Raw genomic sequence first — 18649 nt, 5'->3', positions numbered from 1 at the left:
TCGGGAGGGGACCCCCATGGACGGACCGGCCGCACGAAGACTCGACCGCGCCCCGGCGCGGCGACGGGCCCTCCCGGCCGTCCTCCTCCTGCTGCTGCTCGGCCTCCTCGTCCAGACCGTCCCCGCCACGGCCGACACGGGCACCGCCGCCGAGTGCGCGCCCTCCGGCCGCGCCGGGCTCGTGATCGACTTCGGCACCGTCGCCGACCCCCTGGCCGGCGAACGCCCCGCCCCCGCCGTCACCTGGTCCTGCGTCAGCACCGCGACCGGGGGCACCGGCCGCCCGCCCACCGGCGCCGAGATGTTCACGCTGACCGGCCACACCGTGCGCTTCCACACCAACGGCCTCGTCTGCGCCATCGACGGCTACCCCGCCACCGGCTGCGGCGAGACCCGCCCGGACGGCACCACCCGCTACTGGTCCTACTGGGCGCACGACGCCTCCCGCGGCCCCGGCTGGGCCTACTCCGGCGTCGGCCCCGGCACCCGCCGCCTCGCCAACGGCTCGGTGGACGGCTGGCGTTACGTCGAGACACGCGGCGCCGAGGCCCAGGCCCCGCAGCCACGGCAGGCCCCCGACTGGGACGTCCTGTGCTGCGAGGCACCCCCCGCGAGCGTCCCCGCCGCCCCCACGGGCGTCCGCGCCGCCGCCGGGATCGCCGCCGCCACCGTCACCTGGGACCGCCCCGCGGGCACCGCGCCCGTGACGGGCTACTCCGTCGAGGCCGCGCCCGGCGGCGCGCGCGTGGAGGTGCCCGGCGACACGACCACCGCCACCGTGCCCGGGCTCACCCCCGGCACCCCGTACACCTTCCGCGTCCGCGCCCTGAACGGCGCGGGCGAGTCCGCCGCGTCCGCCCCCAGCGACCCGGTCGTCCCCGCCGCGCCGGGCACGACCGCCCCCGCCGCCCCCGACCAGGTGCGGGCGCGCGGCGGCGTCCGCGAGGCGACCGTCACCTGGCGCGCGCCGGGCGACGACGGCGGCGCGCCCGTCACCTCGTACACCGTCCGCGCCGAGCCCGGCGGCGCCACCGCCACGGCCACCGGCACCACCGCCACCGTCACCGGCCTCGACCCGGCGGACGCGTACACGTTCACCGTCCTGGCGGTGAACGCCGCCGGGGCGTCCGCGCCCTCGGCGCCCTCCGCGCCCGTCGCCGTCACCGCGGCAGACCCCCACCTCGTGCCCGGCCGGATCACCACCCTCGCCGGGACCGGCGCCCAGGACTTCTCCGGCGACGGCGGCCCGGCGGCCGACGCGGCGCTCAGCAACCCGTTCGGCGTCGCCACCGACGCGTCGGGCGACATCTGGATCGCCGACACCGGCAACCAGCGCGTCCGCCGCGTGGACGCCGCCACCGGGACCGTCACCACCGTCGCGGGCAACGGCACACGCGGCTACGGCGGCGACGGCGGCCCCGCCACCGACGCGTCGCTCCGCGACCCGAACGCCGTCGCGATCGGCCCCGACGGCGACCTGTGGATCGCCGACACCGGCAACCGCCGCGTCCGCCGCGTGGACGCCGCCACCGGCACCATCACCACCGTCCTCGGCACCGGATCGCGCGGCGACACCGGCGACGGCGGCCCCGGCACCGACGCCAGGATCGGCTCCCCCAGCGGCATCGCCGTCGCCCCGGACGGGACGGCGTACGTCAGCGACACCAACGCGTCGCGCGTCCGCGCCCTCGCGCCGGACACCGGCGTCGTCACCGCGTTCGCCGGAACGGGCCGCGCCGGGTTCTCCGGCGACGGCGGGCCCGCGACCGAGGCCGCGTTCTCGTTCAGCTCGGCCGCCGCGCTGGCCGTCGACGCGTCGGGCGGCGTCCTCGTCACCGACCCGGGCAACCAGCGCGTCCGCCGCCTGGACACCGCCACCGGGACCGTCAGCACCGTCGCGGGCGACGGCACCGCCGGGCACGGCGGCGACGGCGGCCCCGCCACCCGCGCGCAACTCCTCTCGCCCGGCGGCGTGTCCGCCGGTCCCGGGGGCGAGCTGTACGTCTCGCAGCCGGGCGCCGTCCGCCGGATCGACCCGGACGGGACCATCACCACCGTCGCGGGCGACGGCACACCCGGATACGGCGGCGACGGCCTCCCCGCCACGCGCGCCCGCGTCCAGGGCGGCTACGCCGTCGCGGCCGACCCCGCCGGGAACGTCCTCGTCGCCGAGGGCCAGCAGCACCGCGTCCGCCGCATCACCGGCCCCGACGACGAGGCGCCGACCGTACGCCTCACCGCCGTCCCCGCGCCCCGCGGCACCGAACGCGACGCGACCGCCGAGTTCACCGTGGACGACCCGGCCGCCACCACCGCCTGCGCGCTCGACGGCGCCGAGCCCGCCCCGTGCACCTCGCCCTGGCGCGCCGAGGGCCTCGGCGACGGCACGCACACCCTCACCGTCACGGCCACCGACCCGGCGGGCAACTCCGGTACGGCGCGGGCGACCTGGGAGGTCGTGCCCCTCACGGGCACCGACCCCGACGCCGCCGACGCCCTCGCCTGGCTCACCCGCGAACTCCAGCGCGGCGGCCACATCCTGGACCGCGCCGGTACGCCCGACCCGGGCCTGACCGCCGACGCGCTCCTCGCCCTCGCGGCGGCCGACCCGGCGGGCGCCACCGCGCAGCGCACCGCCGACACCCTCGCCGGGCACGCCGCCGGCTACGTCACCCCCGCCCCCGGCACGCTGCTGTCGGGACCGCTCGCCAAGCTCACCCTCGTCCTCGCCGCCACCGGCCACGACATCCACGACGCCGACGGCCTCGACCTGGAGGCCGCCCTGCGCGGCCTCATGGTCACCTCGGGACCCGACACCGGCCGCTTCGCCGACCGCGCCCCGGGCGGCCAGGACAGCGGCAACACGTTCGGCCAGTCCTTCGCCGTCCTCGCCCTCGCCCGCACCGGCGACGGCGTGCCCGAGGCGGCCGTCGCCGACCTGACGGAACGCCAGTGCCCCTCCGGCGGCTTCCGCCTCACCCCCGACACCGGCGGCGGCACCTGCGCCGGCGACACCGACACCACCGCCCTGGCCGTCCAGGCCCTGCTGACCGTCCCGCGCACCGAAGGGCTCGACCGCGTCCTCGGCCGCGCCGTCGGCTGGCTGCTCTCCCGCCAGGACACCGCCACCGGCGCGTTCGGCGGCACGGGACCCACCCGCGAACCCAACGCCAACTCCACCGGCCTCATCGCCCAGACCCTCGCCGCCACCGGGCAGACCGGCGCCGCCGACCGCGCCGCCGACTGGCTGCGCACGCTCCAGCTGACCGGCGGCGACGACGCGGGCGCCCTCGCGTACAACCCCGAGGCGTACGACGACGGCCGCCGCTACGGGCTCGACGGCACCGTCCGCGACGAGTGGCGCCGCTCCACCACCCAGGCCGTCCTGGGCCTCGGCCTGCCCGCGATGGGCGCCATCGGCATCGCGGAGCCGCCGCCCGTCGACCCGGTCGACCCCCTCGAACCAGGCCCCGAGGACCCGGGCGGCCCCGACCCCGTCACCGAACCCGCCGTCACCGCCACGCCCGCCGCCGTCAGGCCGGGCGAGACCGTGACCCTCGGCGGCGAGGGCTTCACCCCGGGCCGCCCGGTGGCCGCCGGACTCAGCGGCGCGGCCACGGCCCAGCTGCCGGACGGCACCGCCGACGAACGGGGCCGGGTGACGTTCACCTGGACCGTCCCCGCCGACGCCGCGCCCGGCACGGTCACCGCGGGACTGGTGGACCTCGCCAACGGCGCGGCGGCCTGGGCCGCGTTCGAGATCGTCACCGACCCCGCCACGGGCGGCGGCGGTCCGCCCGGCGGCGCCCCGGGCGGCACCCTGCCCTCCACCGGCGCCGACCCCGCGCTCGTCCTGCTCCTGGCCGCCGCGCTCAGCGCCCTCGGCCTCCTCCTGCGCCGCTCCCGGCGGCGCGGATCACCGGCCGCACGCACTCCCTGACACCCCCCGACACGACCCCCCGACACCGGGGCCACACCGGCCCCGGGCCACCCATCACAGGAGAACACGTGTCCATACGCGCAGCGATTCGTCCGCGTAGATCCGTTTTCACCGCGCTCGCGGCAGGTGTCGCGCTCGCCCTGTCCGTCCCGGTCGGCGCGGCGCACGCCGACCCGCCCACCGACGACCCGCAGACCGCCGCCGACTACGCCGCGGGCTGGCTCGCCGACCAGTTCGCGACCGACGCGGACGGCGCGTACATCCCCCTCCCCGCGGGCGGGGCCAACGTCTCCGACACCGCGCAGTCCGCGCTCGCGCTCGCCGCCGCGGGGGCCGAGGAGGCCACCTTCGACGACGCCGTGGACTGGCTCACCGCCAACGCGGCGGACATCATCGCCGTCGGCGGCGCCGACGACCCCGGCCGCATCGGCTACCTGCTGCTGCTCGCCGACGCGGCGGGCGAGGACCCCACCGACTTCGGCGGCGTGGACCTGCTCGACCGCCTCGACGGCACCCTCACCTCCAGCGGCCTCTACGGCACGGCCGATCCCACGTGGGACGGCGTGTTCCGCCAGTCCCTCGCCCTCCTCGGCCTGCGTGCCCACGGCGAGACCGTCCCCACCACCGCGCGCAACTGGCTCGCGGACCAGCAGTGCGACGCCGCCTCGCCCGCCGCCGCGGCCGGGGGCTTCCCGTCCTACCGCGCGGACACCACCGTCGCCTGCACCGCGTCCGGGCCCGAGACCAACTCGACGGCCCTCGCCGTCCAGGCGTTCGCCGCCGTCGACGCGACCGCCTACGGCGCGGCCGTGGACGACGCCCTCGACTACCTCGCCGGGGCCCAGGAGGCCGACGCGGGCTTCCCGTTCGCCCCCGGCTACGGCTCCGACCCCAACTCGACCGCCCTCGTCGTCCAGGCCATCGCGGCCGCGGGCGAGGACCCGGCCGGGACCGCCTGGCAGGTCGGCGGCAGCACCCCGTACGACTCGCTGCTGAGCTGGCAGATCGGCTGCGACGCCCCCGCCTCGGACGTCGGCGCGTTCGCCTCGCCGTGGAGCTCCGGCGCCCCCGACCAGCTGGCCACGCAGCAGGCCGTCTGGGGCGCGGCGGGGACGCCGTTCCCGCTCGACCCGTCCTTCACGTCCCCGACGCCGGTGCCCTGCACCGCCTGACGGACCGCGCGCCGTCCGCGCCCGCGCCGGGACGCCCCCGGCGCGGGCGCGGCTACCGGCCGGCCGTCATGTGGTCGGCGACGCGCAGGGCGTTGGCGAAGATGGTGAGCACCGGGTTCACCCCGCCGTTGGTCACCAGGGCCGAGCCGTCCACCACGCGCAGGTTGTCGTGCCCCCAGACGCGGCCCCACGGGTCGGTCACCGAGGAGGCCGGGTCGGTGCCCATCCGGCAGGTCCCCGCCTGGTGCTGCCCGCCGCTCGGCCCGGCGTCCGGCGGCGTCAGCCCGGCGCGTACGGCCCGCCGCGCGCCGGAGGCGGTCAGCCACTCCACGCACCGCTCGGCGAGGAACGCCTGCCCGCGCAGGTCCTCCGCGTGCGGGTGCCCGCCCAGCACGGCGACGGGGATCCCCAGCCGGTCCCGCGTCCCCGGGGCCACGCGCACGCGGGCGTCCGCCGTCGTCACCTCCTGGATCGGCGCGGCGAGCCGCAGCATCCGCAGCGACAGGTCCCGCATGCCGCGCTTGGCCTCCGCGCCCCACGGCGGGATGATCCCGGTGTCCGCCAGGTAGTGGTACGTGGCGGCCGGGGTCGGCACGAACTCCCGCGCCAGGATGCCCCCGCCGACGATCCCCGGGTTGTCCTGCCGGAAGTCGGTCACCGCGATCGACGGGCCGGGGCCGACCATGTCCTCCACCGGATCGGCGAAGATCCCCACGGCCGACGCGTACAGGTGCCCCTGGAGGTGGCGGCCCACCTGGTCGGCCGCGTTCCCGACGCCGCGGGGCTCGCCGTCGTGGGCCGAGTTGAGCAGCAGCCGCGCCGTCTCGACGGCGCCGCCCGCCAGGACGACCTCACCGGCGCGCACCTCCGTACGCCACACGGCGCCGTCCCGCAGCCCGGCGACCGCCACGCCCTCCACCCGTCCGCCGCGCCCGACAAGCAGCCGGGCCGCCGTCGCCTCCGTGAGGATGCGGCACCTGCCGGTGGCGAACGCGCGGGCGAGCAGGGTGTTCCTGCTGTCGTTCTTGGCGTCCACGCGGCAGGCGAAGCCCACGCAGAGCGAGCACTGCGCGCAGCCCGAACGGCCCTGGTAGGGCTGTGAGTTGATCAGCAGCGGCACCGAAACGGGGGACAGCCCGAGCCGTCCCGCGCCCGCGCGCAGCACCTCGTGCGCGGGCCCGGTGGGCAGGGCCGGCATCGGCAGCGGCCTGGCGCGCGTGCCGCCGTGCGGGCCGGCGTCGGCGCCGCCGCTCACCCCGATCTCCCACTCGGCCCGCTCGTAGAACGGCGCCATCTCCTCGTACCCGAAGGGCCAGTCGGCCAGGGCGCTGCCCTCGGGGACGCCGTAGTGGGACGCCATCCGGAAGTCCACGGGGCCGAAGCGCCACGCCTGCGCGCCGTAGACGCGGGTGCCGCCGCCGACGGTCATGGCGTTGTTGCTCCACCGGGGGTCGGTGGGGGAGAGGGGCAGCAGCCGGGTCCCGTCGTCGAGGAGCCGGGGGTTGCCCTCGGGGGCCGGGCCGCTGAGGGGCGGGAAGCCCCAGGTCGTACGGGGGTTGCGCAGGTGGTCGGCGGCCAGCTCCTCCGCGCCCGGCCAGGCGCCCGACTCCACGACCAGCACGCTGCGGCCCGACTCGGCGAGGCGGCAGGCGGCGGCGCCGCCGCCCGCGCCCGAGCCGACGACCACGGCGTCGTACCGCGCGGCGAGCCCGCCGGGGGTGACGGCGGCGTGCCGCGGCTCGGGGGCGGGGCGCGCGGCGAGGTAGGCGGGAGGGCCGGGCCGCCAGCCGGTCATGGCCCAGGAGGCGGCGCCCGCGTTGCCGCCGTTCGCCTCGTCCGCGAAGTAGCCCTCGGCGGCGAGCCCGGCGAACCACCTGAGGTCCGGCTCACCGGCCAGGCCGTCGAGGAGGGCGGCCCGTTCCGTGTCCGTCAGAGCGGCGAACTCCCGGCCGTGGCGGGCGCGGGCGCGGGTGGCGACGAGGGCGAGGACCCGTCCGGCGCGTTCCCTCCTGGCGGGGTCCTCCGCCAGCGCCCGGCGCAGGAACGCGAGCCCCCCGGCGTCCACCGCCGAGGGATAGCCGTCCCGGGGGAGGAGCGTGTCGAGCAGCGGCGCGTAGGCGGCGGACTCGGACGGCACGGGTATCGGGGACTCGCTGGCGGGCACACGTGCTCCAGGGGGGTGGGACGGCGGCGGGTGGGACGATACGGGCGCCGCCCCACCCGGTCAATCGCCCCCGCCCCCGACCGCGCAGGTCAGGCGTCGCGCAGCGCGGCCACCCGCTCGGCGAGCGCCTCGTTCATCGCCTCGAACTGCGGCAGGGTCTCGCCGTGGAGGACGCCGCGGTAGAACGGGACGGCCACGCCCGTGAAGTCCTCGCTCTGCGTGAGCCGCACACCGCCGCCCTCCAGGGGCTCGATGGTGAAGCGGTGTTCCGCGTCGAACAGCAGGCCGGGGCCGATGCTTCCCCGCCAGAGGAGTTCCCGGCCGGGGTCGGCGGTGACCACGGTGGGGGTCATGGTGCCGTCGCCGCTCTCGCCGTGCATCAGCAGCCGCAGGCCCGCGTCCTCCTCGATCACACCCTCGGCCTCCGTGATGTAGGGGTTCCACTCGGGGTACGCGGACAGGTCGGCGAGGACCGCCCAGACCTCCTCGGGGGTGGCGTCGATCTCCAGCGAGGCGGACAGCTCGTAGGCGTCCGTATTGGTCCAGACGGTGTACGCGGTGAGGACGGCGAGTGCGGCGCCGAGTCCGGTGAGCAGCCGCCGGCGTCCGCGGCCCCGGCGGGGCGGACCGTCCGCCGGGATGTCCTGCGCGGGGGTGTGCGCGGTGTCGGTCACCTGAAGCGTGGTCATCTGTTCTCCTGGTGGGGAAGGGCGCCGTCGAGCGCGCTTCTGACGAGGCGTTCGGCGTAGGCGCGGTCGATGGGCCGGCCGGTGATCAGCAGCCGGTAGTAGAGCGCTCCGGCGAGCTGGTCGAAGAGCAGTTCCGGGTCGGTGTCCGGGCGCAGGGCGCCGCGCCGCCTGGCCCGTTCGAGCAGGCCGATGGCGAGTCCGTTGCGGCGGGCGAACAGGTCGCGTACCAGCTCTCCCGTGTCGGGGTGCCGCGCGGCGGCGGCGACGAGTTCGCCCACCACTCCGGACGAGAGGGGGTCCTCGTCGCCGTGCCGTCCGGCGCGGCGCATGCGGTGGAGACCGAGGGCGATCTGCTCCAGGTAGTCGGTGAGGTCGGCGGCGATGTCGCCGGTGTCGGGGACGGCGACCGCGTCCTGCATACGGGCGACCACCGCGATGGCCAGGTGGTCCCTGGTGGGCCAGCGCCGGTAGAGCGTCGTCTTCGCGACGCCCGCCTGCTCCGCGACCCTGTCCACGGTGAACCCCGCGTATCCGTGGGCCATCAGCTGGTCGAGGGCGGCGCGGAGGATCCGCGCGTCCGCGTCCGCGTCGCGGGGCCTGCCGGGTTGTGCCGCTGCCACGTCCGCCTCCTTTTCGCTACTGCCGTTTCGAAAAGGAGGCTACGCCCGGCGCGCGCATTGCGCAACTGTCGTAGCGTAAATGGCCGCCAGGCCTGCGGCGCGGAGCCGTCCGCACCGCATGGGCACAACTCCGACCCGTATGTGGGCGGCCTGTCGGCCTCGTGCCGTGAGGGTCCGTGCGAGTCCTGGGGATCTCGTGCACGCCCTGCGCGAAGCGTTGACAAGTGCGTGACATGCTTGAAATCTTGACCCGAACCGCAAGGAAGCGACTGGACGACTCAAATTCTTGCGCAAAGCAACGCAACTTTTCGGCAGTCCGGCTGTCGGTACCTCAGTCCACCCCCACACCCCGTCAGCCCCACAGACGGCGAACCGCACCACCACCACCCCCACACCGGCGTCTCCGCGTCCCGTCGTCCCGCGGCCGCGCCCCGGCCCACCGCCCCGCGGCAACCGCGCGGCGCGCGGCCGGTCCGATCGGAGCGGCGTCCCCACACGGCGCTCCCACGGAAAGAGGACCCCCACATGACACGACACCACCCCGGGCGGCGGCTCGCCGCCGCCGTCCCCCTGGCCGGCCTGGTCGTCCTCGGCCTGGTGCCCGCCGCCCCGGCATCCGCCGGTGACCGTGCCGCGCCCACCGCCGCCCCCGCCGCCGAGGCGACCGGCGCGGCGCTGCCGTACACCGAGTACGAGGCGGAGGACGGCGACTACGAGGGCACGCTGCTCCAGAGCGACCCCGAGCGCACCTTCGGGCACACCAACTTCGCCACCGAGTCCTCGGGCCGCGAGTCGGTCCGCCTCGACAGCACCGGCCAGTTCGTGGAGTTCACCTCGACGAACGCCACCAACTCGATCGTCGTGCGCAACTCCATCCCCGACGCCCCGGGCGGCGGCGGCCAGGAGGCGACGATCAGCCTGTACGCGGACGGCGAGTTCGTGCGGAAGCTCGACCTGTCGTCCAAGCACAGCTGGCTGTACGGCAACACCGACGACCCCGAGGGCCTGACCAACAACCCGGGCGGCGACGCGCGGCGCCTCTTCGACGAGTCGCACGCCCTGCTCGCGGAGACCTACCCGGCGGGCACGACGTTCCGGCTCCAGCGGGACGCCGACGACAGCGCGGAGTTCTACATCGTCGACCTCATCGACCTCGAAGAGGTCGCGCCCCCGGCCGAGCAGCCCGCCGAGTGCACGTCCATCACCGAGTACGGCGCGGTCCCCGACGACGGGAACGACGACACCGACGCCCTCCAGGCCGCGGTGACCGCCGACCAGAACGGCGAGATCGACTGCGTCTGGATCCCCGCGGGCCAGTGGCGGCAGGAGCAGAAGATCCTGACCGACGACCCGCTGGACCGCGGCCAGTACAACCAGGTCGGCATCCGCGACGTCACGATCCGCGGCGCCGGGATGTGGCACTCGCAGCTCTACACGCTCACGCCGCCCCACGAGGCCGGTGGCATCAACCACCCGCACGAGGGCAACTTCGGCTTCGACATCGACGACAACACCCAGATCTCCGACATCGCCATCTTCGGCTCAGGCACCATCAGGGGCGGCGACGGCAACCAGGAGGGCGGCGTCGGCCTCAACGGCCGCTTCGGGCAGAACACCGCGATCACCAACGTGTGGATCGAGCACGCCAACGTGGCGGTCTGGGCGGGGCGCGACTTCGACAACATCCCCGACCTCTGGGGCCCCGGCGACGGCGTCGAGTTCAGCGGCATGCGCATCCGCAACACCTACGCCGACGGCATCAACTTCACCAACGGCACCCGCAACTCGACCGTCTCCGACTCGTCGTTCCGCAACACAGGCGACGACTCACTCGCGGTCTGGGCGAACCGCTACGTGCGCGACCCCTCCACCGACATCGGCCACGACAACACCTTCCGCGACAACACCATCCAGCTGCCCTGGCGCGCCAACGGCATCGCCGTCTACGGCGGTTACGGCAACTCGATCGAGAACAACCTGATCTCCGACACCATGAACTACCCGGGCATCATGCTCGCCACCGACCACGACCCGCTGCCCTTCTCCGGCGAGACCCTGATCGCGGGCAACGAACTGCACCGCACCGGCGGCGCGTTCTGGGGCGAGGCACAGGAGTTCGGCGCCATCACGCTGTTCGCCGCCGGACAGGACATCCCCGGCGTGGTGATCCGCGACACGCAGATCCACGACTCGACGTACGACGGCATCCAGTTCAAGTCGGGCGGCGGCGCCGTGCCCGGCGCGCAGATCAGCAACGTCACCATCGACGGGTCGCTGAACGGCGCGGGCATCCTCGCCCACGGCGGCGCGCGCGGCAGCGCGACGCTCACTGACGTCACCATCAGCGGCACCGCCGACGGCGACGTGGTGGTCGAGCCCGGCTCCCAGTTCGTCATCACGGGCGGACCGGCACAGCAGCAGGCCCGCTGACCGCACCCGCCCGGCACACAGCACCGTACGAGGGGGCCCGCCGTCCGGCGGGCCCCCTCCGCGCGTACGCCGCCCCCCGCGCCGGACGCCCCCGTCCCCCCGCGCACACAACGGACCGCCGCCGGGCGAATGCCGGGTCCCTTCCCCTGGGCATCCTCCTTCCGTACCCCGCCCACCGGGCGCGCACTCGAACACGGTAGAACGCACAGGAAACGGATGAACCACCAGGAAGAAGGAGCCCATGCCCCGTACCGCACCCAGACCCACGCCCGCGCACGCCCCGCGCACCGGTTCGCCCCGCCCCGCCGGAGCCGCCCGGTGACCCGGGAGGCGACGGCCCGCCAGGCCGTCACCGCCGAGGCGTACAAGGCGGTGTTCCGCCGGCACCCCGCCGGGGTGGCCGTCGTCGCGTTCGCCCACGAGGGCGGTCACACGGGCTTCACCGCCACGTCGGTCATATCCGTCTCGGCCGACCCGCCGCTCCTCGCGTTCTCCATCGCCTCGTCGTCCTCGTCCTGGCCCGCGCTCGCCGCCGCGCCCACCGTCGCCGTCAGCTTCCTCGCCGACCACCAGGACGACGTCTCCGCCCGCTTCGCCACCAGCGGCATCGACCGCTTCGCCGCGGGCGGCTGGACGCCGCTGCCGACCGGCGAGCCGGTCATCGACGGCGCCGTCTCCTGGCTGCGCGGCGCCGTCGAGCAGCGGACGGCGGTCGGCAGCAGCTACCTCGTCTCGCTGCGGGTCCTGGAGACCCGCACCCGCCCGGACGGCGCCATGCCCCTCGTGTTCCACGACCGCACCTACCACCGCATAGGCTCCGGCACGGCGATATGACGGCCGGGAGCCGGGGGCGCGCGCACCGGGCGCACAATGTGACGGCACACGACCACCGAACCCCGGAGCACACGATGCCGCAGAGCCCGCACAGCGCCAGCACGCTCAGCATTCCCCCCGGCTCCACGGTCCTCTTCCAGGGCGACAGCATCACCGACGCGGGGCGCCGCACCGGCCTGGGCGACGGCCTCGGCGACGGGTACGCCGCCCTCGCCGCCCGCCTGCTGACCGACCGCCACCCCGGCAGCGGCCTCGTCTTCCTCAACCGCGGCGTCGGCGGCGACCGGGTGGCCGACCTGCGGGCACGCTGGACCGACGACGCCGTGGCGCTCAAGCCCGCCCTCGTCTCGGTCCTCGTCGGCGTCAACGACACGTGGCGCCGCTACGACTCGGGCCTCACCACGGACATCGCCGCGTACGAGGCCGACTACCGCCACCTGCTCACCAGGACGGCCGACGAGACCGGCGCCCGCCTGCTGCTCGTCGAACCGTTCCTCGTGCCCGTCACGCCGGAGCAGTGGACATGGCGCGAGGACCTCGATCCGCGCATCCAGGCCGTCAGGCGGCTCGCCGAGGAGTTCGGCGCGGGCCTGCTCGCGGCGGACGGGCTGCTCAACCAGGCGGCGCGCACGGCCGGGGGCGCGGCGCGCGTCGCGGCGGACGGCGTGCACCCGACGCCGTACGGCCACGAGGTCCTGGCACACGCCTGGGCCCGCCTGGTCACGGTCGGCGGCGTCTAGACCCGTACGTCGCAGGTCATCGATTCGGATGATCTGGTCGTCGTAGCGGGCGTGTGTCGATGAATGCCCGGTCTCCGCGTCCACGGTCTGGGGGGCAGCGTCCGGAGTGCGTGGTGACGTCCGTGGTGGAGAAGCGTCTGGGCGCTCTGCCTGTCGGTGCCGAGTTTCCACCGGCCCGGCCTTGAGGATCTGAGGATTCCGCAGCCGGGGGCCGGTCGATGCAGGTTCTGTGACCTCCGGTCATGGCCGGAAGGAAAAGCGCCTGGTCCGAAGATCGATACTGGGCGGCAACGGAATGCCGGCGACAATCTCTCCGCCTCGGGTCACCGCCCGCCAGCGCCGATGGTCGAGGAACCGCAGATAGCTCTCTACTCGCGCCGGATCGGCGGCCTTCCACGGAGCGAGCCAGGGGTCACCCTCGTACATGTCGTCCTCAAGGCCCTCGAGCTTGGTCAGCGCCTCGGCGTACCTGGCAAGGTCTGTCTCCTCGTAGGGTCCTTCGTCCGGATGGTGCGGACAGTAGTCGAACTCGAGGTCGGCTTCGTGGAACATCTCGACAAAGCCCCGCCAGCGCTCGAGAGCGGGCCCGTCGACGATCGTCCCCCCGTACCAGGGGAAAGTGTCCTGCACGGCATCGAGTTCAACTCCAGCGAGCAGCTCGTCGTCGAAGTACACCAGCACATCAGCCTGCTGGCCGCCCGGCAGCTCTGGCGCTCTCATCACGGCCTTCCATGCGCTCGCTCAGCGCTGGGGCAACACGGGGTCTCAGGGTACAGCGGGGAAGAGCCCCCGGGCTCACCTCAAGATCAAAGCAGCAGGGAACAGCGGCGTCGGCGAGGTGAGCCGGACCGCGAGGCCCCGACGCTGCCTGCCGACACAGCCCGGATCAACGCGGCACACTCAGCGTCCACGCCTCGGATCCCGCCTCGACGCCCAGCCCAACCGATCCAACGACGAGCGAAGTTCAGGTCTGGACCGCAGGCGGCGCGCCGGCCAGCACGGCGGCCATGGACTCCGGGGCGACGGACGGGTGCAGGTCGCTGACCTGCCCGTCGCCCACCTCCACCACCCGCCATGCGCCGTCCGCCCGCAGCGCCAGATCGGTGGTCACCCACCGCGGGCCGAGCGCTCGTACGGCGGCCCGCACCGCGTCGAGCGCGGGCGCGCGCACCGCCTCCACGGGGCTGTCGGGATGCGGCGTGACGAGCACCGGCTCGCCGTCGAGCCACCACACCCGCACCTCGTGCGCCGCGCCGTCGGGCCGCGTGAAGGACTCGAAGGCGCGCAGCACCACCCCGCCCGCCAGGAAGTCGTCCTGCAACTCCACGAACCGCCGCACGACGCGCAGCACGCCCGGGGTGTCGCGCAGGTCGGGCAGGTAACAGGCCTCGTCCCACTCGTGTTTGCGCGACTTCACGTAGTCCTTGACGATGCCGGGCCCGGGCGGCAGACCCGCCGCGAGCGCTGCCAGCGCCCCCGCGGACGGCACCTCGCCCGGCGCCGAGGGCAGCCACACGCCGTGCGGCGTCAGCCCCTCGAACGCCGCGTACCAGCCCGGCAGTTCATGCGCCGCGCGGTACGCCTCCGGGCCGACGAGCAGCGCGGCGCCCCGCCCCGCGAGCGCCGCGTCCAGCGCGGCGTACCGGTCGGCGGGGATCATCCAGCCCCGGTACCAGGCGGTGCCGAACCCTGCGGGGACCCGCGCGACCGCGCGTTCGGCGTCTCCGGCGAGCAGGGCGTCGTGGTCGATCAGCGCCACCCGGGCGCCGCACGCCCGGGACGCGGCGGCCTCCGCCGCGAAATGCGGGTCGGGACGGCGGGGCGCGAGCGGGTCGGCGCAGTGGAGGACCGGCACAGTCATGGGACCCACGGTACGGAGGCCCGCGCCCGCGCCGTCGGGCGGCCGGACGGGTGAGGTCCCGAAGTCCGCGCGGGAACCCCCTTGCGCAATGGTCAAGAATCGTTGACCATTGCTCGCATGCCCGACGACGATCTTCCCGAGACGTTCCACGTCACCACCGACGAGCAGCTGCGCGCCGTCTCCAACCTCACGCGCCACCGGATCATGGCCGTCCTCCGCTTCGCACCGGCGACGATCACGCAGATCGCCGACCGCGTCGGCCTCGCGAAAGGCAGTTCCAGCTACCACGTCCGGCTGCTGGAGCGCGCCGGCCTCGTGAAGGTCGTGCGGACGCGGAAGGTGCGCGGCGTCACCGAGCGGTACTACGCCATGGCCGCGCGGTCGATCGTGCTGCCCGACCCCGGAGAGGGCGGCCCCGACATGCTGATGCGGCACGCGGTGGCCGACCTTGAGGCGTCCCCGGCCGACGCCGAGCGGCACGTGCGGATGGCGCATCTGCGACTCACCGACGAGCAGTTCACCGAGCTGGGGGCGCGGCTGGACGCGCTGGCCGACGAGTTCCAGGCACTCTCCGACCCGTCCCTGCCCGACGTGTCGCTGGCCTTCGCCCTCTTCCGCCCCGCACCGCGCGACCAGGCCCAGGGAGGCGCCGAATGACCTCGGACATCAGGAAGCTGCCGACCGGCTTCGGACGACTGTGGACCGCGCAGACGGTCTCCTCCCTCGGCGACGGCGTGACGCACGCCGCGCTGCCGCTGCTCGCGCTGACCCTGACGCGGGACCCGATGGCCCTCGCCCTCGTCACGGCCGCCGGGACCCTGCCGTGGCTGCTCTTCGGGGTCCTCGGCGGGGCGCTGGTGGACCGCTGGGACCGCAGGCGCACGATGTGGACCGCCGACATGGCGCGCGCCGTGCTGCTCGCGATACCCGCGGCGGCGGCCCTGCTCGACCTCCTGAGCATCCCGCTGCTCGCGGCCGTCGCCTTCCTCCTCGGCCTCGGCGGACTCTTCTTCGACACGGCCGCCACGGCCTACCTGCCGGACCTGCTCCACCGCGACCCGGCACTTCTTGAACGGGCCAACTCCCGCCTGCGCGGCGCCCAGACCGCCATGTCCGGCTTCGCCGGGCCGCCCGCGGGCAGCGCGCTGCTCACCCTCGGGCGGGCGGTCCCGCTGCTCGCCGACGCCGTGTCGTTCGCACTCTCCGCGCTGCTCGTACGGTCGCTGCCCGCCGTACCCCGGCCCGTGCCGGAGACGCGCGAGCCGCTGCTCCGGCAGGCGCGGGCCGGCGCCTCGTACGTCTTCCGGGACCGGCTGCTGCTCGGGCTCGCGCTGCGCCCCGCGGTCGGGAACATCGCCTTCCTCGCCGTGGAGACCGTCCTCGCCCTCTTCGCGCACGACCGCCTCGGCATCGGCACCTCCGGCTTCGGCCTGCTGCTCACGGCGGAGGCCACCGGCGGCCTGCTCGGCGCGGCCATCGCCTCCCACCTCGGCAGGCGGCTCGGCACCGGCACCGCGCTGACCTGCACGGCCGCCGTCGAAGGGCTCGCCATCCTGGGCCTGGCCGCCGCCCCGAACCCGTACGCGGCCGGGCTGGCGCTCGCCGTCTGCGGGGCCGGGATGGGCGCCACGATGGTGCTCGGCCCGTCCCTGAGGCAGGCGATCGTCCCGGGCCACCTGATGGGCCGGGTCGCCTCCACCTCCCGCATGCTGGCCATGTGCGCCGCCCCCTTCGGAGCCTTCCTCGGCGGCTGGCTGGCGACCGCCTACGACGTGCGCACCCCGCTGTACGCCGCCGGTTGCCTCCTCCTGACGATGACGGCCGTCACCGCGTCCATGACCAGCAACCGCCGGGTCGAAGCGGCGCTGCGGGCCACCGCCCCGGAGGCCCCGGCGCCCGGGAGCCCCGTTCACGAGGAAGCGGCCGACGTGCGGTGACGCCTGCCGCGAAGGCGTCACCGCACGTCGGATGTCCTGCCCCCGACGGGCGCCCCGGCGGGGGCGTCACGCCCGGTCGGCGATCCGGTGGCGCGCGGCGGCGACCGTGACGCCCCCGGCCAGCGCGAGGGCCGCCAGGACGGCGGCGAAGACGGTCGCCCCGACCGCCGTCCCGGCCGCGTCGCTGAGGTAGCCGGCGGCGACGGGCAGCGTGCCCGCCAGCAGGTAACCTCCCGCGTTCAGCGCCGCGTTGGCCTCGGCGAGCCGCGTGGGCGGCACCGCCTGGTTGAGCAGCGACAGACCGCCGAGCTGGCCCATGCCCTGGCCCGCCCCCGCGAGGACCGCCGAGAGGTAGAGCGCGGGCGCGGACGAGGCCTGCACGGCGACGGCCAGCGCGCCCATGCTCAGCAGGGTCGCCCCCGCCCCCGCCGCCAGCACGGCCGACCGCCGCAGCCCGCGCACGGCGGACTGCGCCCCCGTCGCCGCGAGGAACATCACGAACGCCGTCACCCCCGCGACCGTCCTGCTGCTCGTGCCCAGCACGTCGGCGAGCAGCGTCGGCCCGAGCGACAGCACGAACGACGTCGCGGTGATCCCAGGACCGAACACCGCGACGCCGAGCAGCAGCGGCGTCCCCGCGCCGCGCGGCACACGCGGCAGCCGCACCCACGCGCCGCCCCCGCCGCCCCCGGGCCGCGGCAGCGGCATCCGCAGCACGGTCACCACGGCCGTCACGAGCACCACCGCCTCCACCAGGAAGACGGTCACCGTCGGCGCGGGCGCCACGTCGGACAGCACCCCCGCGAGCAGCGGACCGAGCCCCGCCCCCACCACCATGGCGCACGACGCCAGCAGCGCGGCCAGCCTGCGGCGCGGCGCGCCCGCCACATCCGTCACGGCCGCCATCCCGGCGGACACCACCGCCCCGACCGCGACGCCCGTGAACAGCCGCGCCACGGCCAGCGCCGCGACCGACCCCGCGGTCGCGAAGATCGCGCAGGCGGCCAGGCCGAGCCCGAGCGCGGGGAGCAGCACCGGCTTGCGGCCGAGCCGGTCGGACAGCACGCCCGACACCAGCAGCGAGCCCAGCAGCCCGGCGATGTAGCAGGCGAAGACCAGGGTGAGCGTGCCCTTCGAGAAGCCGATGTCCCGCTGCCACAGGACGTACAGCGGCGTGGCGGCGTTCGACAGCGTGAAGACGGCGGTCACCGGCCACGCCGCCGCCCACACCCACCGGTCGGGTGGCGGCGGGTCGTCAGGCCGCGTCCGCAGGGTGCCGGTGGGCGGCAGGGGCAGGCGGGTCGAGGACATGGCGGTTCCCTTCACTCACGGTCGGCCCAGGTCGGGGCCTGTACGAGTGAAGTCGAACTTAGCACGTGCAGTACGAGTCGAGTCGTACAATGGGGGCTCTACGATCGGACGACCCGACAGGGTCGGGGGCCAGCGCGAGGAGATCCCATGCCGTCCACGACGACGCGGCAGGACAGCCGCATCAAGGTGCTGCCGGAACCGGCGGGACTGCCCGCCCCGCTCCCGGAACCGGTGGTCGACGACCTGCGCCTCGAAACCGTCATGGGCGCGCTCAGCGATCCGCTGCGGCTGCGGATCGTGCGGACGCTGCTCCTGGAGCGCGAGGAATTCGACCACCCCTGCGGCTGGTTCGGGCTCGACCGCCCCAAGTCGTCGCTGACGCACCACTTCCGCGCCCTGCGCGACGCGGGCGTCCTGCGGCAGCGGCAGTACGGGCTCGAACGCCGCAGCGAGGTGCGGATCGCCGACCTGGAGGCACGCTTCCCCGGCCTGCTCGCCCTCGTCGCGGCCTGGACCCCCTGACCCGCGCGCCGCTCACGGCAGCCGGGCCCGGCATCCGCCTCGGCGGTTGTCGCACCGAACCGCCCCCCGGCGTGCGGACGTTCCGCACGACCCGCCCCTGACGGACGCCAGGTCCGGCTGCCATCGGGCATGCGCCCGGAGCGCGCCGCGCTCCGGTTCCTGGCGGACCGTGCCGTGGCCGTCCCCGGCCACCGGCCGCCTACCGCCCCAACCGCTCCGGCCCGGTGCCCGGCTCGACGGAGCGGGCAGGGGGCCGTCAGGGGGACGGCACCGGCCCCATCGGCGCGCGGCGGCGTTCCGCCCGCCCGCCGTCCCGAGGCGGGCTGCGGGCCGCGTCCGGCCGTAGACGGCGGACCGATCCCCGGTGCATGGGCGTGCCGCCGACGGGCGGCCGGTGCGTCCGCCGCCAGGCATGCCCCGGTTCCGGAG

At 75.6% G+C, this 18649-nt stretch carries 14 protein-coding genes; 8 read left to right on the top strand and 6 right to left on the bottom strand.

All coding sequences use genetic code 11. From position 1 onward, the window contains the following. The first annotated feature begins 16 nt into the window (after positions 1-16). Complete coding sequence (locus ACIBPC_RS11705; protein ID WP_398843262.1) at positions 17-3940, top strand: fibronectin type III domain-containing protein; 3924 nt, start codon at positions 17-19, stop codon at positions 3938-3940. Positions 3941-4008: 68 nt separating this feature from the next. Then, the gene (locus ACIBPC_RS11700) at positions 4009-5112 is read left to right on the top strand and encodes a hypothetical protein (RefSeq protein ID WP_398843260.1); all 1104 of its coding nucleotides are present in this window, start codon (positions 4009-4011) and stop codon (positions 5110-5112) included. 52 nt (positions 5113-5164) lie between these two features. On the opposite strand, the gene ACIBPC_RS11695 is transcribed toward ACIBPC_RS11700, so the two are convergent. The 3 genes from ACIBPC_RS11695 to ACIBPC_RS11685 all read right to left on the bottom strand — a co-directional run bounded on the left by ACIBPC_RS11695 (position 5165) and on the right by ACIBPC_RS11685 (position 8585). Continuing rightward, a complete protein-coding gene (locus ACIBPC_RS11695) occupies positions 5165-7276 on the bottom strand; it encodes a GMC family oxidoreductase (protein WP_398843258.1) in 2112 nt (703 codons plus the stop codon). Between the two features lie 89 nt (positions 7277-7365). Further along, the gene (locus tag ACIBPC_RS11690) at positions 7366-7965 is read right to left on the bottom strand and encodes an SRPBCC domain-containing protein (RefSeq protein ID WP_362959156.1); all 600 of its coding nucleotides are present in this window, start codon (positions 7963-7965) and stop codon (positions 7366-7368) included. After that, positions 7962-8585 carry a TetR/AcrR family transcriptional regulator gene (locus ACIBPC_RS11685; RefSeq protein WP_398843254.1) on the bottom strand — a complete coding sequence of 208 codons (624 nt, stop codon included), beginning with the start codon at positions 8583-8585 and terminating at the stop codon, positions 7962-7964. The genes ACIBPC_RS11690 and ACIBPC_RS11685 overlap by 4 nt, the downstream gene beginning before the upstream one ends. Before the next feature lie 525 nt (positions 8586-9110). On the opposite strand from ACIBPC_RS11685, the gene ACIBPC_RS11680 reads away from it, so the two are divergent. The 3 genes from ACIBPC_RS11680 to ACIBPC_RS11670 all read left to right on the top strand — a co-directional run bounded on the left by ACIBPC_RS11680 (position 9111) and on the right by ACIBPC_RS11670 (position 12589). Beyond that, entirely contained in the window at positions 9111-11015 is a 1905-nt protein-coding gene (locus ACIBPC_RS11680) for a glycosyl hydrolase family 28-related protein (protein ID WP_398843252.1), read from the top strand. Between the two features lie 216 nt (positions 11016-11231). Continuing rightward, positions 11232-11849: a flavin reductase family protein gene (locus ACIBPC_RS11675; RefSeq protein WP_398843250.1), complete on the top strand. Its 618-nt coding sequence runs from the start codon at positions 11232-11234 to the stop codon at positions 11847-11849. A gap of 74 nt (positions 11850-11923) precedes the next feature. Continuing rightward, entirely contained in the window at positions 11924-12589 is a 666-nt protein-coding gene (locus ACIBPC_RS11670; protein WP_362959167.1) for an SGNH/GDSL hydrolase family protein, read from the top strand. A 240-nt stretch (positions 12590-12829) separates the two neighbouring features. Here the strand turns inward: ACIBPC_RS11670 and ACIBPC_RS11665 are convergent, their stop codons facing one another. Beyond that, the gene (locus ACIBPC_RS11665; RefSeq protein ID WP_398843247.1) at positions 12830-13309 is read right to left on the bottom strand and encodes a hypothetical protein; all 480 of its coding nucleotides are present in this window, start codon (positions 13307-13309) and stop codon (positions 12830-12832) included. Positions 13310-13553: 244 nt separating this feature from the next. After that, positions 13554-14450, bottom strand: a complete 897-nt coding sequence (locus tag ACIBPC_RS11660) for an ATP-grasp domain-containing protein (protein WP_398843244.1) — start codon at positions 14448-14450, stop codon at positions 13554-13556. 117 nt (positions 14451-14567) lie between these two features. On the opposite strand from ACIBPC_RS11660, the gene ACIBPC_RS11655 reads away from it, so the two are divergent. After that, positions 14568-15107 (top strand): ArsR/SmtB family transcription factor, encoded by a 540-nt coding sequence (locus ACIBPC_RS11655; protein ID WP_398843241.1) that lies wholly within the window; start codon positions 14568-14570, stop codon positions 15105-15107. Beyond that, positions 15104-16387 carry an MFS transporter gene (locus tag ACIBPC_RS11650; RefSeq protein WP_398843239.1) on the top strand — a complete coding sequence of 428 codons (1284 nt, stop codon included), beginning with the start codon at positions 15104-15106 and terminating at the stop codon, positions 16385-16387. The genes ACIBPC_RS11655 and ACIBPC_RS11650 overlap by 4 nt, the downstream gene beginning before the upstream one ends. A gap of 66 nt (positions 16388-16453) precedes the next feature. Here the strand turns inward: ACIBPC_RS11650 and ACIBPC_RS11645 are convergent, their stop codons facing one another. Continuing rightward, a complete protein-coding gene (locus ACIBPC_RS11645) occupies positions 16454-17698 on the bottom strand; it encodes an MFS transporter (RefSeq protein ID WP_398843236.1) in 1245 nt (414 codons plus the stop codon). Positions 17699-17845: 147 nt separating this feature from the next. Here ACIBPC_RS11645 and ACIBPC_RS11640 point away from each other — a divergent pair, with 147 nt between their 5' ends. Continuing rightward, positions 17846-18220, top strand: coding sequence for an ArsR/SmtB family transcription factor (locus ACIBPC_RS11640; protein WP_398843233.1), 375 nt, complete (start codon positions 17846-17848; stop codon positions 18218-18220). Positions 18221-18649 lie beyond the last annotated feature (429 nt).

The sequence above is a fragment of the Streptomyces sp. NPDC049879 genome, from assembly GCF_044461265.1.
Taxonomy (GTDB): Bacteria; Actinomycetota; Actinomycetes; order Streptomycetales; family Streptomycetaceae; genus Streptomyces.
Note: the sequence above shows the minus strand (reverse complement) of the source record. Positions and strands in the feature narration are given on the sequence as shown.